At 71.3% G+C, this 16,028-nt stretch carries 16 protein-coding genes and 3 pseudogenes; 15 read left to right on the top strand and 4 right to left on the bottom strand.

Annotation, left to right across the window (positions count from 1 at the left end; all coding sequences use genetic code 11):
- The 10 genes and pseudogenes from EV371_RS05220 (at position 1) to EV371_RS05185 (ending at position 9,256) form a co-directional block, all read left to right on the top strand.
- A complete protein-coding gene (locus EV371_RS05220; protein WP_130461049.1) occupies positions 1-1,392 on the top strand; it encodes a serine hydrolase in 1,392 nt (463 codons plus the stop codon).
- 225 nt (positions 1,393-1,617) lie between these two features.
- A pseudogene (locus tag EV371_RS34100) lies at positions 1,618-2,364 on the top strand (PhoH family protein); the annotation flags it as partial.
- 207 nt (positions 2,365-2,571) lie between these two features.
- Positions 2,572-3,117, top strand: a pseudogene (locus tag EV371_RS34095) (LAGLIDADG family homing endonuclease); the annotation flags it as partial.
- Between the two features lie 90 nt (positions 3,118-3,207).
- A pseudogene (locus EV371_RS34090) lies at positions 3,208-3,750 on the top strand (PhoH family protein); the annotation flags it as partial.
- A 53-nt stretch (positions 3,751-3,803) separates the two neighbouring features.
- The gene (gene ybeY, locus EV371_RS05210; RefSeq protein ID WP_130461047.1) at positions 3,804-4,271 is read left to right on the top strand and encodes an rRNA maturation RNase YbeY; all 468 of its coding nucleotides are present in this window, start codon (positions 3,804-3,806) and stop codon (positions 4,269-4,271) included.
- The gene (locus EV371_RS05205) at positions 4,271-5,704 is read left to right on the top strand and encodes a CNNM domain-containing protein (RefSeq protein WP_130461046.1); all 1,434 of its coding nucleotides are present in this window, start codon (positions 4,271-4,273) and stop codon (positions 5,702-5,704) included. Before ybeY ends, EV371_RS05205 begins: the two co-directional genes overlap by 1 nt.
- Positions 5,697-6,092 (top strand): cytidine deaminase, encoded by a 396-nt coding sequence (locus tag EV371_RS05200; protein ID WP_130461045.1) that lies wholly within the window; start codon positions 5,697-5,699, stop codon positions 6,090-6,092. The genes EV371_RS05205 and EV371_RS05200 overlap by 8 nt, the downstream gene beginning before the upstream one ends.
- On the top strand, positions 6,089-7,144 hold the full coding sequence (era, locus tag EV371_RS05195; RefSeq protein ID WP_486484485.1) for a GTPase Era: 1,056 nt from the start codon (positions 6,089-6,091) through the stop codon (positions 7,142-7,144). The genes EV371_RS05200 and era overlap by 4 nt, the downstream gene beginning before the upstream one ends.
- 34 nt (positions 7,145-7,178) lie before the next feature.
- Positions 7,179-8,018 (top strand): NAD-dependent epimerase/dehydratase family protein, encoded by an 840-nt coding sequence (locus EV371_RS05190; protein WP_130461044.1) that lies wholly within the window; start codon positions 7,179-7,181, stop codon positions 8,016-8,018.
- A gap of 95 nt (positions 8,019-8,113) precedes the next feature.
- The gene (locus tag EV371_RS05185) at positions 8,114-9,256 is read left to right on the top strand and encodes an acyltransferase family protein (protein ID WP_130461043.1); all 1,143 of its coding nucleotides are present in this window, start codon (positions 8,114-8,116) and stop codon (positions 9,254-9,256) included.
- On the opposite strand, the gene EV371_RS05180 is transcribed toward EV371_RS05185, so the two are convergent.
- Complete coding sequence (locus tag EV371_RS05180; protein WP_130461042.1) at positions 9,237-10,022, bottom strand: DUF4097 family beta strand repeat-containing protein; 786 nt, start codon at positions 10,020-10,022, stop codon at positions 9,237-9,239. The genes EV371_RS05185 and EV371_RS05180 overlap by 20 nt on opposite strands.
- Before the next feature lie 187 nt (positions 10,023-10,209).
- Between EV371_RS05180 and recO the strand changes: the two genes are divergently transcribed.
- The 3 genes from recO (at position 10,210) to EV371_RS05165 (ending at position 12,518) form a co-directional block, all read left to right on the top strand.
- Positions 10,210-11,049 carry a DNA repair protein RecO gene (gene recO, locus EV371_RS05175; RefSeq protein ID WP_130461041.1) on the top strand — a complete coding sequence of 280 codons (840 nt, stop codon included), beginning with the start codon at positions 10,210-10,212 and terminating at the stop codon, positions 11,047-11,049.
- An 8-nt stretch (positions 11,050-11,057) separates the two neighbouring features.
- A complete protein-coding gene (locus EV371_RS05170) occupies positions 11,058-11,870 on the top strand; it encodes an isoprenyl transferase (protein WP_207230701.1) in 813 nt (270 codons plus the stop codon).
- 345 nt (positions 11,871-12,215) lie between these two features.
- Positions 12,216-12,518, top strand: coding sequence for a hypothetical protein (locus tag EV371_RS05165; RefSeq protein ID WP_130461039.1), 303 nt, complete (start codon positions 12,216-12,218; stop codon positions 12,516-12,518).
- A gap of 44 nt (positions 12,519-12,562) precedes the next feature.
- Here EV371_RS05165 and EV371_RS05160 read toward each other — a convergent pair whose 3' ends face one another.
- Together EV371_RS05160 and EV371_RS05155 are read right to left on the bottom strand one after the other, a co-directional pair.
- The gene (locus tag EV371_RS05160) at positions 12,563-13,411 is read right to left on the bottom strand and encodes a hypothetical protein (RefSeq protein WP_130461038.1); all 849 of its coding nucleotides are present in this window, start codon (positions 13,409-13,411) and stop codon (positions 12,563-12,565) included.
- A gap of 274 nt (positions 13,412-13,685) precedes the next feature.
- Complete coding sequence (locus EV371_RS05155) at positions 13,686-13,946, bottom strand: GntR family transcriptional regulator (RefSeq protein ID WP_130461037.1); 261 nt, start codon at positions 13,944-13,946, stop codon at positions 13,686-13,688.
- 173 nt (positions 13,947-14,119) lie between these two features.
- On the opposite strand from EV371_RS05155, the gene EV371_RS05150 reads away from it, so the two are divergent.
- Together EV371_RS05150 and EV371_RS05145 are read left to right on the top strand one after the other, a co-directional pair.
- Positions 14,120-14,368, top strand: coding sequence for a hypothetical protein (locus EV371_RS05150; protein ID WP_130461036.1), 249 nt, complete (start codon positions 14,120-14,122; stop codon positions 14,366-14,368).
- Complete coding sequence (locus tag EV371_RS05145; RefSeq protein WP_130461035.1) at positions 14,365-14,556, top strand: hypothetical protein; 192 nt, start codon at positions 14,365-14,367, stop codon at positions 14,554-14,556. The genes EV371_RS05150 and EV371_RS05145 overlap by 4 nt, the downstream gene beginning before the upstream one ends.
- Before the next feature lie 246 nt (positions 14,557-14,802).
- Here EV371_RS05145 and EV371_RS05135 read toward each other — a convergent pair whose 3' ends face one another.
- On the bottom strand, positions 14,803-15,978 hold the full coding sequence (locus EV371_RS05135; RefSeq protein WP_130461034.1) for an IS701 family transposase: 1,176 nt from the start codon (positions 15,976-15,978) through the stop codon (positions 14,803-14,805).
- Positions 15,979-16,028: the final 50 nt, after the last annotated feature.

The following is a 16,028-nucleotide window of genomic DNA, read 5'->3' as shown; positions in this document are numbered from 1 at the left end:
ATGACGGAGGTTGCCCGGCGGTTGGCCCGGCTGGTCCGGCAGGCGCAGGCGGAGTCCCGGATCCCGGCGGTCTCGGCCGCGCTGCACCGGGCCGACCGGCCGCTCTGGACCTGCACGGTCGGCAGCACCGGCAACGACGCCCCGCTCGGGCCGGACACGGCGTTCCGGATCGGCTCGGTGACGAAGACCCTCACCGCCGTACTCGTGTTGCAGTGCCGGGACGACGGGCTGCTCGACCTGGACGACCCGATCGGGGCGCACCTGGACGTACCGGCACACGGCGAGCTGACCGTACGCCGGCTGCTGTCGCACACCTCCGGGGTGCAGCGCGAGCCGTACGGCGACGTGTGGGACACCCTGCACACCCCGGAACTCGACGAGTTCCTCGCCGACCTGGACCGGGCCGAGCGGGTGCTGCCGCCGGCCCGCCGCTACCACTACTCCAATCTCGGCGCCGCGCTGCTCGGCCAGGCGGTCGCCCGGCTGCGCGGCGGCACCTGGGCGGAGGTGCTCGCCGACCGGGTGCTCGGCCCGCTCGGGCTGGCGCACACCGTCACGCACCCGCCGGCGGGTGCGGCGACAGGCTTCCTGGTCGACGCCTACTCCGACCACGCCCGGCCGGAGCCGAACACCGACCTCGGCGCGGTCGGGCCGGCGGCGCAGCTCTGGAGCACCGCTCCGGACATGGCCCGCTGGGCGGCGTTCCTGGCCGACCCGGCGGCGCTGGACCCGACCGGCGCGGTACTCCGGCCGGACACCCTCGACGAGATGCGCTGGCCGCTGACGGTGACCGACGAGTCGCTCTGGACCGCCGGGTTCGGGCTGGGCCTGATCCTGGTGCCCCAGCGGGACGCTCCGGGTGCCGCCGAGCGGGTCGTGCACGTGGGCCACGACGGCGCGATGCCCGGCTTCCTGGCCTGTGTCTACGGCCGGCGTGGCGGCGCCGGCACCCCCGGGGCGATGGGCTGCGCGGTGCTCGGCTCCTCCGGCACCGGCGTCGTGGTCAACGAGCTGGCGCACCAGATCATGGCCGCCTCGGCCCGGGACGATCCCGCCGACATCGTGCCGTGGAGCCCGGGCGGGCCGGCCCCGGAGCCATACCGTGGGCTGCTCGGTCGCTGGTGGGGCGAGGGCTTCGAGTACGTCTTCTCGTGGCGGGACGGCGCCCTGCGGGCCCGGGGGGCGGCGGACCCGGCCGGCAGGCCGCCGGCCGTCTTCGCGCCGCTGCCGGACCGGCCGGACGTGTTGCGTACGGTCTCCGGCCGGGAGGTCGGCGAGCTGCTCCGGCTGACCCGGGACGACCGGGGCGAGGTGATTCGGATGCACTGGGCCACCTACCGGTTCACCCGGCGGCAGGAGACCTTCGACCGGTTCGACTTCCGCGCCGGTTGACGGTTGCCGTCACGGCTGTCCGGTTGTGCCAACGATGTCCGGATCGGCGGGTGATCCGGGCCGCTGCCCAGGTCGGTGGTCGGTGGCGGAAATGGGCAGCGTGCCATCGGCGTTGAACGGATACGATGACTGCAACGTCCGTACGCCGCGACCAGCCGGGAAGTTCCCGCTGGCACCGCGACACCGAGATCGGAAGCAGGTGGCACAGGGCTTCGGGCCCGACCCATGACCGGTACCCCACCCCCGGGGCAGGCCCGGGTGCAGACCAGGATCACGGTTCCTGACCCCAAGATCATGGTTAACCTGCTCGGCGCGGGCGACGAGATCCTGCGGCTGATCGAGCGGTCGATCCCCAGCGACGTGCACGTCCGGGGAAACGAGATCACCCTCACCGGTGCTCCCGGTGACAACGCCTTCGCCTCGCGGCTCTTCACCGAGCTGCTTGAGTTGATCGAGAAGGGCGAGACGCTGACCACCGACGCCGTGCGGCGTACCCTCGGCATGATCGAACAGGGCGGCACCGAGCGCCCCGCCGAGGTGCTGACGCTCAACATCCTGTCCCGGCGCGGCCGGACCATCCGGCCCAAGACGCTGGGCCAGAAGCGGTACGTCGACGCGATCGACGGTAAGACGATCGTCTTCGGCATCGGCCCGGCCGGCACCGGCAAGACCTACCTGGCGATGGCCAAGGCCGTGCAGGCGCTCCAGGCCAAGCAGGTGAACCGGATCATCCTGACCCGCCCGGCGGTCGAGGCCGGCGAGCGGCTCGGCTTCCTGCCCGGCACCCTGCACGAGAAGATCGACCCCTACCTGCGTCCGCTCTACGACGCGCTGCACGACATGCTCGACCCGGACTCCATCCCGAAGCTGATGGCCGCCGGGACGATCGAGGTCGCGCCGCTGGCATATATGCGGGGCCGTGCACAGCCGTACGATGCGCGGGTTCTGACTCCAGAGGGATTCAAGCCGTTCGGTTCACTTCAGATCGGTGATCTGGTCATCGGCTCGAACGGCACGCCCACGCCGGTGATCGGCATCTACCCGCAGGGGCCCAAGCAGGTCTACCGGGTTACCACTCAGGACGGCGCGTCCACCCTGTGCTGCGGTGAGCACCTCTGGACGGTCGCGACACCCGAGGATAAGCGACGCGGCCGCCAGCGCACCCTCGAAACGCAGGAGATGATCGGCAAGGAGCGGCGTGGCTACATCCACCGCTACGAACTCCCGGTCGTGGCACCCGTGCAGATGGAGCCGCAGGAGGTTCCGCTCGACCCGTACGCCCTCGGTCTGCTGCTCGGCGACGGCTCCATCTCGTGCCGGGCGACGCCGGGATTCACCACGGCGGACCCGGAGCTGGCGGTCGCGCTCGAGGCGGCGCTTCCCGGCATCGAACTCGTCCGCAAGGGTGACATCGACTACGTCCTCCGGCACGTCAACGGTGGCCGTGGTGGCGTGATCGTCGCCAATCCGGTGACCGTCGCGCTCCGCGAACTGGAGCTGGCCGGGACCACCTCCGGCACCAAGTTCGTGCCGGAGGTGTACAAGCGCAACGGCGTCGACATCCGCCTGGCCGTGCTCCAGGGGTTGCTGGACACGGACGGCGGGCCGGTCGTCCAGCCGGGGCGCACCTGCCGGGTGCAGTACTCGACGACATCCGCCCGGCTGCGCGACGACGTCATCTATCTGGTCCAGTCGCTCGGTGGGGTGGCTTCCTGGCGGGTTCGGGCGGCGGAGGGGCGCAAGCCCGGCCTCGCGAACGGTCGCGCGGTTCCGTACCGGGCGGACGCCTACGTCGTGGAGATCCGGCTGCCGGAGGGGATCGCCCCGTTCCGGTTGGACCGCAAGCGCCGGCTCTACGATGCGCACGGGGGCGGCCGGCCGATGCGTTTCATCGATTCGATCCTCCCCGCCGGGGTGCAGGAGACGATGTGCATCCAGGTCGCGGCGGAGGACTCGCTGTACGTCACCGACCACTTCCTGGTCACCCACAACACGCTCAATGACGCCTTCATCATCCTCGACGAGGCGCAGAACACCACGCCCGAGCAGATGAAGATGTTCCTCACCCGGCTCGGCTTCGGCTCCAAGATCGTGGTGACCGGTGACGTGACCCAGGTCGACCTCCCGGGCGGCACGACCAGCGGGCTGCGCGCCGTGCGCGAGATCCTGGAGGGCGTGGAGGACGTGCACTTCTCCCAGCTCTCCAGTTCCGACGTCGTGCGGCACCGGCTGGTCAGTGACATCGTGGACGCGTACGCCCGCTGGGACGCCGAGCGGGAGTCCCAGCAGCAGGGCCAGGGCGTGCACGCCGTACCGGGGCGGACCGCGCACGGCGGCCGGGCCGGCCGGCGCCGCTAGTCCGGCCGACAGTGCAGTCACCACAGCTTCTGACAGTCCAACAGGGGAACCAGGTGTCCATCGAGATCGCCAACGAGTCGGGGAGCGCCGTCGACACCGACGCCGTGCTCGCCGTGGCCCGGCACGCCCTCGACGAGATGGGAGTGAACTCCCTCGCCGAGCTGTCGGTGTTGCTCGTCGACGTCGACTACATGACCGAGCTGAACCACCGCTGGATGGGTGGGGACGGCCCCACCGACGTGCTCGCCTTCCCGATGGACGAGGGCAGCGTCGACCACGGGCCCGGCGAGGTCAACGGCGGTGAGCCGGCACTCCTCGGCGACATCGTGCTCTGTCCGGAGGTCGCCGCCAAGCAGGCCGCCGCCGCCGGGCACTCGGCCGCCGACGAGCTGCACCTGCTCACCGTGCACGGCGTACTGCACCTGCTCGGCTACGACCATGCCGAACCGGAGGAGGAACGGGAGATGTTCGCGCTACAGGCGCGGCTCCTGGACAGTTGGCGCGCGGCGCGGGTCCAGTGATGCCTGGTCATTTAGCCGCGCTGCCCGCGTCGCTGGCGTCGTCCGTCAGCGGTCCGGGTGGCCTGCCCGACATCCAGTTGCTCTTCCTCGCCGCCGGGCTGGTGGTGCTCGCCGGGATCTTCGCGATGGCCGACGCCGCGCTCGCCGCCGTCTCCCCGGCCCAGGCCGGCGAGCTGGCCCGGGACGGCGTACGCGGCGCGCGTACCCTCCAGGTCGTCGCCGCCGACGCGGTCCGGCACATCAACCTGCTGCTGTTGCTGCGGCTGCTCTGTGAACTGACCGCGACCGTCCTGGTCGCGCTGGTCGCGGTGGACACCTTCGGCGCCGGCTGGACCGCCGCCCTGGTCACCGCCGGGGCGATGACCCTGGTCAGCTTCGTGGTGGTCGGCGTGGCGCCGCGCACCATCGGCCGGCAGCACGCCTACACGGTCGGCCGGGCCACCGCGCCGCTGGTCCGCTGGCTGGGCCGGGTGCTCAACCCGCTCGCCTCGCTGCTGATCCTGATCGGCAACGCGGTGACCCCGGGGCGCGGCTTCCGGGAGGGCCCGTTCGCCACCCAGGTCGAGCTGCGCGAGCTGGTCGACCTCGCCGAGCAGCGCGGCGTCGTGGAGCACGGCGAACGGCAGATGATCCACTCCGTCTTCGCGCTCGGCGACACCATCGTCCGCGAGGTGATGGTGCCGCGTACCGAGATGGTCTGGATCGAGGCGCACAAGAAGCTGCCGCAGGCGCTGGTGCTCTTCCTCCGATCCGGCTTCTCCCGGATTCCGGTGATCGGCGACAGCGTCGACGACGTGCTCGGGGTGCTCTACCTCAAGGACGTGATCCGGCAGACCCAGGGCGGCGACCCCGACGCCGGCGGGCGGCCGGTCTCCGACGTGATGCGTGCCGCCACCTTCGTGCCCGAGTCGAAGCCCGTCGACGATCTGCTCTCCGAGATGCAGGCGGCCCGCACCCACATGGTGATCGTCGTCGACGAGTACGGCGGCACCGGCGGGCTGGTCACCATCGAGGACATCCTGGAGGAGATCGTCGGCGAGATCACCGACGAGTACGACGTCGAGCGGCCGCCCATCGAGCACCTCGACGACGAGCAGGTGCGGGTCACCGCCCGGCTGCCGGTGGAGGATCTCGGCGAGCTCTTCGACGTCGAGCTGCCGACCGACGAGGTGGAGACGGTCGGCGGGCTGCTCGCCCAGGCCCTCGGCCGGGTGCCGCTGCCCGGCGCCTCGGCCGACGTGGGCGGGCTGCGGCTGGTCGCCGAGGGCACCACCGGCCGGCGCAACCACATCGACTCCGTACTGGTCCGCCGGCTCACCGAGGCCGACGAGCCGGAGCAGCCGCAGACCCGCACCGACCCCGAACTCCGGGGCGCACAGAGCACCCGGGAGCAGCACTCCCGGGCCGAGGAGAGGCAACCCGCAGATGCCTGAACCGTCCGCCGTGCCGACCACGCAGGTCGGCGGACACACCCCGTCGGCAACGGTCGAGCTGACCGCCGAGGACGCCAAGCTGGTGGTGCTGGCCCGGGGCGCCCGGGCCCGGATCGGCGCGGTCGAGGGCGCGGCAGTACGCGACCAGGACGGCCGGACGTACGCCGCCGCCAGCGTCTCACTGCCGTCGCTGACCATCACCGCGCTGCAGCTCGCGGTCGCCTCGGCGGTCGCCGCCGGAGCCATCCGGCTGGAGGCCGGTGCGGTGGTGACCGAGGCGTCGACGCTGGACGGCGCCGGGCACGCCGCCGTCCGGGACCTCGCCGCGGACGCGCCGATCCACGTGGCCGCCCCCGACGGCACCCTGCTCGGCACGGTGCTGCAGTGACCGCACCCCACTCCGGGCAGCGGCCGACCGCACCCCACTCCGGCCAGCGATCGACCCGCCAGGCGCCCGGCAACCGGTCGGGCGGCGGCGCGGCCGGCAACCGGTCGGGTGGCCAGGCGGCTGGCAACCGGTCGGGTGGCCAGGCGCCCGGCAACCGGCCGGACGGCGGCGCGTCCGGTTACCGGGCGGGGTTCGCCTGCTTCGTCGGGCGGCCGAACGCCGGCAAGTCGACACTGACCAACGCGATCGTCGGGCAGAAGATCGCGATCACCTCCAACAAGCCGCAGACCACCCGGCACGTGATCCGCGCCGTACTGCACCGGCCCGACTCGCAGCTCGTCCTGGTCGACACCCCGGGGCTGCACCGGCCGCGTACGCTGCTCGGCGAGCGCCTCAACGACCTGGTCCGGCAGACCTGGAGCGAGGTCGACGTGATCGGGCTCTGCATCCCGGCGGACGAGCCGGTCGGCCGGGGCGACCGGTTCATCACCGGCGAGCTGGCCGAGCTGAAGGCCACGGTGCTGGCGGTGGTGACCAAGACCGACCTGGTGGACCGGAAGCGGCTGGCCGAGCAGTTGCTCGCGGTCGCCGAACTCGGCGACTTCGCCGAGGTGGTACCGGTCAGCGCCGTCTCCGGGCACCAGGTGGACACCCTGGTCGACGTGATGACCGGCTACCTGCCGTCGTCGCCGCAGCTCTATCCGGACGACATGCTCACCGACGAGCCGGAGCAGATCCTGATCGCCGAGCTGATCCGGGAGGCGGCTCTGGAGGGGGTCCGGGACGAGCTGCCGCACTCGATCGCCGTGGTGGTCGAGGAGATGATTCCCGAGGACCGGCTGATTAAGATCTACGCCGACGTCTATGTGGAACGGTCGAGCCAGAAGGCGATCGTGATCGGGGCCCGGGCCAGCCGGCTCAAGGAGGTTGGCATCCGGGCCCGGCAGCAGATCGAGGAACTGCTCGACACCAGGGTCTATCTCGACCTGCACGTCCGGGTGGCCAAGGACTGGCAGCGGGACCCGAAGCAGCTGCGCAAGCTCGGCTTCTGAATCCGCCTGCGGCCGGTCGGGGGAGGGAGCACGGATGCCGGCACGGGTACTGGTGACCGGCTCGGCCGGCCGGGTCGGGCGGCTGCTCCGGCCTCGGCTGGCCGGCCCCGAGCGGATTCTGCGGCTGCTCGATGTCGCCGAGCAGCCTCCGGCGGCACCCGGCGAACCGGTGGAGATCGTCCGTGCCGACCTCTTCGACCCGGCGGCTCTGGCCACGGCCTGTGCCGGAGTCGACGCCGTACTGCACCTGGCGGCGATTCCCGGTGAGGATGGTTTCGCGGAACTGCTCCGGACGAACGTGGCGGGTACCCAGTGCCTGCTGGAGGCGGCCCGGGCGGCTGGGGTACCCCGGGTGGTGCTCGCCTCGTCGATCCACGCCGCCGGCTGGTACCGCCGGGCCGGCAGCAGCCCGGAGCCGGCCGGGGTACCGGCACCGACCGGGCCGGACGGGGTGCCGGCGGCGGCTCCGGCCCGCCCGAACACCTACTACGGCTGGTCCAAGGCGGCGGTCGAATCGCTCGGCAGCCTCTACGCCGACCGCTTCGGCATGACCGTCTTCGCGGTGCGGTTCGGCGCCTGCTTCCCGGAACCGCCCGGCATCAGCGCGCTGGAGAACTGGATCTCCCCGGACGACTGCGCCCGGCTGGTGGACGCCTGCCTGCGGGCAGACGCCAGCGGCTTCCGACTGCTCTGGGGAATCAGCCGGAACAGCCGCCGCTGGTGGTCGCTGGCGGAGGGGCGGGAGATCGGGTACGAGCCGGAGGACGACGCCGAGCGTTACGCCGACCGAGTGCGCCCGCTCGACGGCGAGGCCGCCACCGCCGGTCTGGTCGGCGCGCAGTTCTGTGGCTATCCGCTCGGCGAGCGGCGCTGACCCGCGGGGCATCCTGCCCGGGGTCGAGTTGCGGTGGCGGCGATCCGGGGTAGAAAGGGACCGGTGTCCCCTCCACCCGGCGACCAGTCAGGCTGATGCGAAACCGGTACTACGACCTGCTCCGCTGCCTTGCCATCGTCCGTGTCGTCGTCTACCACGTCACCGGCTGGGCCTTCCTGACCCTGGCGTTCCCCGCCATGTCGGTGATGTTCGCGCTCGCCGGGTCGTTGATGGCCAGTTCCCTCGACCGCTGGGGCACGGCCGCCGTCGGCCGTCGGCTGCGTCGGCTGCTGCCGTCGTTCTGGCTGGTGGCACTGATCTTCGTACCCGCCATGCTGCTCACCGGGCTGGCGCCGTCGTGGCGGCTGGTGTTCTGGGTACTGCCGCTGGCCGATCCACCGGCCAACCCCTGGGGCGCGCTGGTGCTGAGCGTGATCTGGTATCTGCGCGACTACCTGTGGTTCGTCCTCCTCTCACCACTGGCCCTTCGGCTGTTCCGGCGCTGGCCGGTACCGACGCTGCTCGCGCCGTACCTGCTGCTCGGGGTCGTCGAGTTCGGCTATCCGGACGCGCCGGGGGTGCTCCGCGACGTGGGGCTCTACTACGGCGCCTGGCTGCTCGGTTTCGCCCAGCACGACGGGCTGCTGCGGCGGATGTCCCGCCGGCTGCTCTTCGCGGTGGCGGTGCCGGTCGGTGCGGCCGGCCTCGGCTGGATCCTCACCCACCAGGGGCCGCGCGGCTACGACCTGAACGACGTACCGCTGGGCAACGCGCTCTGGTCGGTCGCCTTCGTACTGCTGGTCTTCGGGCTGGCCCCGTCGGCCGCCGCCTGGGTCGACCGATGGGCGCCGTTCGGCCGGACGGTGACCGTGCTGAACAGCCGGGCGCTGACGGTCTATCTCTGGCACATGCCCTTCGTGATCGTTCTGGGTGAGCTCCTCTCCGGGTGGGGGCTGGCCCATTCCTCCGCGCTCGGCCTGGCGGCCCGGCTGGCCGCCGTCGCGGTGCTGGTAGCGGTCGCGGTCGTGCTCTTCGGCTGGGTCGAGGATCTGGCGGCGCGGCGACCGCCGTGCCTGCTGCCCGGCGGTACTGCCGGGGCACCGTCCGGTGGCACCGCCCGGGCGTCGACCGGTGGCCCGGTCGGGGCGTCGACCGACGCCGCGCAGCCGGGTGCGGAGGACCTCGTGCCGAGTACGCCGACCAGCGGGCCCGCCGGCCTCAGTTCGACCGGACGGTGATGTCGCCGCTACCGGTCCGTACGTCGAGTACCGACTCCGCGGCCGGGTCGTCCGGCACCGTCACGTCGACGTCGCCCGAGTCGGCGTGCGCCCGTACCCGGTAGTCGCCGGCCGGGACGGTCAGCTCGATCGAGCCGCTCGACGCGCTGGCCTGGACCGAGCCGGCGGTGCCGAGGGTCAGCCTGATGTCGCCGGACCCCGTCTGCGCGTTCACCTTGCCGGCACCCAGCGAGCGGCCCTCGATCGACCCCGAGCCGGCCCGTGCCGTGACGGTGCCGGGCAGCCGGTCGAGCGTGATGTCCCCGGAACCGGTCTCGACGCGTACCGCACCGCTGGCATCGGTCACCGCGATGTCGCCCGAGCCGACCTTGATGTCCACCTCGGTCAGCGCGGTCAGGGCGATGTCACCGGAGCCGTTCTCGCCGTGCAACGCGATGCCGGCCGGGGCGAGGATGTCGTAGGACACCCCGCAGTGCCTGCCGCAGTCGGTGTCCAGGACGAGCGTCGTACCGTCGATCCGGTAGGTGGCGTCGCTCGGCTCGGGGCCACGGTACTGCACCACCCGCTTGATCCGGACGTTCTGCACCGCTCCGGTGCGTACCGTCACGTCCCCGGAGCCGGGGAGCACCTCGACCTCGGTGATCTTCACGTCCTCGGTGCGGTCGTAGGTGAGGCGCTGTTCGGCGAGGCCGTCGCAGCCGGCCAGGGCGACCATGGCGACCAGGGCGAGCCCGCCGGTCAGGGCGGTGGTCCGGGAAACCAGCATTGTCGAAGGGTATGGCGCCGGCCGTCCGCCGGGCATCCGGGTCCGCCACCTACCCACCCCGATCCGGACCCTGAGAACCGTCTCAGGGTCGCACCCGGAAACCGCGGCCCGGGACCGGGCGTCCAGGACCGGACGTGCCCCGGGACCGGGCCGCCGGCCGGATGTGCCGGCAGGGAACAATGGGTGGATGCCCGGGTACCGCCGACAGCTGTACCGCGACGACGCGGTGGTGCTGCGCGTCCAGAAGCTCGGCGAGTCCGACCGGATCATCACCCTGCTGACCCGCCGGCACGGCCGGCTGCGGGCGGTGGCCCGGGGGGTCCGCCGGACCACCTCGCGGTTCGGCGCCCGGCTGGAGCCGTTCGGCCACGTCGACCTCCAGATCGCCGGTGACCCCAAGGGCGAGCAGGGCAGTTCGCTGCACTCGATCAGCCAGGTCGAGGGGATCCGGCTCTACGGCAAGGCGTTCGTCGCCGACTATCCCCGCTACACGGCGGCGAGCGCGATCGCCGAGACGGCGGAGCGGCTCACCCCGGTCGAGCGGGAGCCGTCGCTGCGGCTGTTCCAGCTCACCCTGGGCGGGCTGCGCGCACTCGCCGACGGGGAGCACGCCAGCACCCTGGTGCTGGACGCCTACCTGTTGCGCGGGATGGGGCTGGCCGGTTGGGCGCCGGCGCTGGTCGCCTGCGCCGTCTGCGGTACGCCGGGCCGGCACGGCGCGTTCTCCGTACCCGCCGGGGGCTGTGTCTGCCCGGACTGCCGCCCACCCGGCGCCGCCCACCCGGCGCCGGCCACCCTCGACCTGATGACCGCGCTCGTCTCCGGCGACTGGCGGACGGCGGACGCCGCCGAGCCGCCGCACCGCCGGGAGTGCAGCGGGCTGGTGGCGGCACACCTGCAATGGCATCTGGAGCGGGGGTTACGCTCGTTGCCGCTGGTCGACAGGGGAGCGATCGGCGAGCGTACGGAACGGGTGCGGCCCGCCCCGCGACCCGGCCCGGCGGACGTAGCGAAGGAAGCGCAGTGATCCGAGCGATGACCAACCGGGCCCGCCGGGCGCCGGTCCCACCGACCCCGCACCCGTCCGGGGCCCGGCCTCCGGCGCTGCCGGCCGAGGCGCTGCCGAAGCACGTGGCGGTGGTGATGGACGGCAACGGGCGGTGGGCCAAGCAGCGCGGACTGCCCCGCACCAAGGGTCACGAGCAGGGCGAGTACTCCCTCTTCGACACGATCGAGGGCGCGATCGAACTCGGCATCCCCTACCTTTCGGCGTACGCCTTCTCCACGGAGAACTGGCGGCGGTCGCCGGAGGAGGTCCGCTTCCTGATGGGCTTCAACCGGGAGGTCATCCGGCGCCGCCGTGACCAGTTGGTGGAGCTCGGGGTCCGGGTGGTCTGGTCCGGGCGGGCCGGCCGGCTCTGGAAGAGCGTGATCTCGGAGTTGCAGACGGCCGAGGAGATGTCCCGAGGGAACTCGACGCTGACCCTGCAGTTCTGTGTCAACTACGGCGGGCAGGCCGAGATCGCCGACGCCGCCGCCGCGATCGCCCGGGACGTCGCCGCCGGCAGGGTGGACCCGGCAAAGGTCAACGAGAAGATGATCTCCCGGTACCTCTACCACCCCGAGGTGCCGCCGGTCGACATGTTCCTCCGTCCCTCCGGCGAACAGCGCATCTCGAACTTCCTGCTCTGGCAGAGCGCGTACGCCGAGCTGGTCTACCTGGACACCCTCTGGCCGGACTTCGACCGCCGCCACCTCTGGTACGCCTGTGAGCTGTACGCCCAGCGGGACCGCCGGTTCGGTGGTGCCCTGCCCAACCCGGTCGCACCCGGGCCGGCGCTGGGCTGACCGACCGACCGACCGACCGACCGACCGGACGCCGCCGGCCGTCGATGCGGTGACCAGCGCAACTCCGAGCCGGAAACAGGTGCGTCCGGGCAACGGCCCGGGTTATGGTCTCGGCATGCGGTACTGATGCCCCCTTCAACCGAGCCGACCCGCCCGCCTGTTCTGCGCGGCGCGGGTGCGAGCGCCCGGGCGTCCGTACCGTTCCGCCTTCTCAGGCGGCCCGTCACCTTCTCAGGCGACCCCCGTCACCGATCGGTGGCACCTCCGCGAACGGACCCCGGGACCCATCCCCGCGCCGCTGCCGCCGTGCAGCCGGGCGGTCCCGACCAGGAGGAGAACAACCGTATGCCTGCCAAGCGAAAGTCCAGGAAGACCACCGGCTCGACCGGAGCCGGCTCCCCGTCCACCCGACCGGAAGTCGACGTCACCTTCGGATCGTCGTCGGCCCCGGCCCGGCCCGGCCGGCCGCAGGGCGACTCGACCGAACCCGCCACCCCGATCGCGCTGCCGGATCGCGACACGCCGGCGCCCTGGCGACCGGTGGCACCGAAGGGTGGCCCGGCGATCCGCAACGGCGGTGGCCCGGCCGGGGCCGGGCGGGGCCGGGGCGCCGCCCCGGCCCGCCGGTACGCCTTCCGGCGCAGCTGAGTAGCCGTACGCCCCGGCCCGATCCCAGGCCGGGGCGTACGCTACTACGGCGCCTGGCAGCGTTTCCGGAGTAGGTCGAAAGCATGAGCGGTCATGCCACAGGCAATGCCAGTGACAAAGACCAGCAGCTTCACGTGGGACGACGTCTGGACTAGGTTGACGCCGGGCTCGGTCTGCCGGATCACTTGGGTGTCGAGTAGACCTATTGTCGCGTTTACGTCGCCGTGGGCCAGAGCACTGCACATGCTCCAAGCGGCTTCGGTCGTGTCAGCACCCGCCTTCGACAGCTCACCGGCACGACGCACGATGTCCACGTACTGGAGCCCCTTAAGTTCCTTGGTCGCGGCAGCCACATTGGTGATCGCGGGACTCTGGCCGGCTCCCGCACTGGCCGCATGAGCGGCTATCAGGCGATTGGCCAACTGCTGTTTGCGCTCCTCGATCGTGCGACGTGGCGGACTGTTGGCCAGCGTCCGGAGCCTGTAGGCGGGGGTGAGCTCCTTCCACTCCAGCGCCAGCCGGTTCGTAACGCGCTCCATCCTCGGCGGGCCGAGCAGCCACACCGCGCAACAGGCGTTCTCCAGCGCGCCACGGATGAGTCCCGCCTGTGCGTACGCGTGTAGCCGCACACTCAGGCGGTCTTCCTCCTGGGCGCCAATAACGCTACTGCGCAAACAGGCCAGAAAGTCCACGGCGGGGGTGATCGCCATCCAAGCCCGGTGGCTGACACGGTAGGGATGAGTTCGCGCGTCGTCCGTGGACAACGGGCTACCCGGCTGGACCTTCCAGGCAGCGGCCGGCCCGTCCGTTGTCACCGTTCTCACCCACGGATCGATCTTCTCCAGAATCTGGAGTAAGACTCGTAGGTCTTGCTGTTCCTCCGCCTCGTGCACCGAGCGACCGTAGGCCAACGGCGCTCATCTCGACAATCGAATAGGTGCTCCCGAGGCTCTACCTCGGCCCCGGTTCGGAACCTCCCAGGATGTCACCGGGGACCTCCCCGGGTTCGTCGCTGGCCCGGTCCCGGGTGGGGGAGCGCGGCGGTCGGCGCTCCGGTGTTCAACATCGAGATCAACATCACCGGCCAGGGCCGGGAGGCCGGTCAGGAGGCCGCCGAGGCCGTGTTGGAACGGCCGCGATCGTTCGTTGACGGCGGGGTCTTGGCGCTTAAGCGTCAGGGCTCCGGGCACTCTCGGTTGGGACGTGCCAGCCCACGCCGGGGACCATCACGGCCAGGCCCTCGGCCGCCAGTGCGTCCATCGCCTTGGAGGCGGTCTCTCGGGCTACGCCGTGCGTCTGGGTCAGCGTCTTCTCGGACGGAAGCCGGCTCCCCGGCGGGTACTGGCCGGCCTCGATCGCGGCACGCAGGATCGCCGCGAGTTGCCGGTATCGCGGTACCGGTGACATCGGGTCGATCTCTGTAGCCATGCCTTCATCATCAGGGGCAGCCCGAGCACCCACGGCATTAACGGCACCCAGGGCACCCTAGGCAACCTAGGCGAGGTGGCGGTAAAGTCCCAGTCAGTACCCAGACAAGGCGGCCCCGAGCGGCGCGGACACGCCAACCCGGGGCCTTGATCGGACACGGGAGGTCCGACCCGATGAACAGTTTCCCCGCCTCGCCAGACGAACCCCCACCCGCCCGCCTGATGGCGCTCTACCCACCAGGCAAGAGCCCTGTCATCGACCGGGCGGAGAACGCGCTCCGGGCGTTCGAGGCCACCGACCGGCCCAGCGCCGGACGTCTGCTCTCCATGTGGGCACACACTCCGGCGCTGTCCCGCCGGGAACGGGCCGCCGTGCTGGCGCGGTTCGATCCCACCGGTTCGAGCGGAAGGCCGGTCTCGTGACGATCCTGGCGATCGGCCCGCGTGAGCTGCCGAAGGCGGACACGGTGGAGGTGTGGTTTGACGCGGGTTCCGGCACGACGGGGCAGCACGTCATGGTCCCCGTGACACGGCTGACCCTCTCCGAGCGCGACCGGGGGGAGGGTCGGACGGCACTGTATGAGTACGAGCCGTACTACTGCCGGGGCTGACCCGAACAGGTCCCGACACGCGGAACCCCCGGCCAGAGAGTCGGTCGGGGGTTCCGTCGTTTCCACAGTTCAGGACGCCGATCGATTCCCGATCGTTAGGTAACTCTTAGTACTGCAACGGCACTTATGGGGGCTGTCGTCGCCGGTAGTGGCTTTGTTGGGCTTGCCATTGTCGGCGACGGCGTAGTCGTGACCAGGCGACGGTGTGGTCGTTGTTGGGGTAGCGGGTGTGAAGCAGTTTGGTGATCAGCTTGCGGGCTTCGGGAACGGTGATGGGGATGAGCTGCTCATCATAGAGCGATTTGCCCCCTTTAGTTCCTCGGCGCGGATGACCGCCAACCAGGCCAGGGCCAGCATCGACAAGGTGATGTGGGCGTACCAGCCCCGCCAGGTACGCACCTGGTAGTGGTCCAGGCCCGCCTCCTGCTTGGCCTGCTTGAAGCACTCCTCGACCGGCCACCGTCGCCCCGCGACCCAGACCAGCGTCGCGAGGGTGGTACGCCTCGGCGCGTAGCAGATGTAGTAGGCGATCTCGGTCGGGTCGCTGACGCTGCGTCGGGCCAGGAGCCAGTGTCCACGCCCGGGCGCCCACCACGACCGGATCGGCACCCTGGCCCAGTCGTAGACCCGCGGCCCGTGCGCGCCGTCTCCACAGGACAGACGACGCCAGGCCCTGTCCGGTAGCTGCGCGACGATGCTGTCGACCCGGCCGTGCCCGATCCCTCGCGCTGACACGTCGTCGTTGCATCGGGTCGCCACCACATGGAACACGTCCCGCTCCTCCAGCCACACCCGCAGGTACTTGGCCTGCCCGAACGCCTCGTCGGCGGTAAACCAGGTGAACGGCACCTCCGCCTCGATCGCACGTTGCAGCATGTCGATGGCGACGCGTGGCTTGGTCTGCAACTCGACATCGCCGGGCACCCCCGCAGCACGGCACCGGTCCCGATCGGTGGTCCACGACTCCGGCAGGTACAGATGCCGGTCGATCAACGCGTGCCCGGTCGGAGCGACGTAGGCCAGGAACGTGCCGATCTGGCAGTTGTCCTTCTTCCCACTCGTCCCGGTGTACTGCCGCTGCACCCCCGCCGACCGGGTCCCCTTCTTGACGAACCCCGTGTCGTCAGCGACCAGCACCGCCCCGGTATGACCCAACCGCTCGACCACGTAGTCGCGGATGTCGTCGCGTACCCCGTCGACGTCCCAGTCCGCGCGACGCAGCAGACGCTGCATGCCGTCCGGGCTGCTCTCGCCGGCATGCTCGGCCAACGTCCAGCCGTTCTTACGTTCCAGGCCGGCGACGAGCCCGCCAACGTACCGGCCAACCCGCTCACGCGGCTCCGACCTGGAAAAACGCCTGCCTACCTGATCCAGCAACCCATCAAGCTCGTCCTGCCACGACACGACATCAACGTACGTCACACAAAATCAACGCGCGGGCAGCGGAAACGCAACTGCAAGTGCCGTTGCAG

The organism is Plantactinospora sp. CNZ321, from assembly GCF_004217235.1.
Note: the sequence above shows the minus strand (reverse complement) of the source record. Positions and strands in the feature narration are given on the sequence as shown.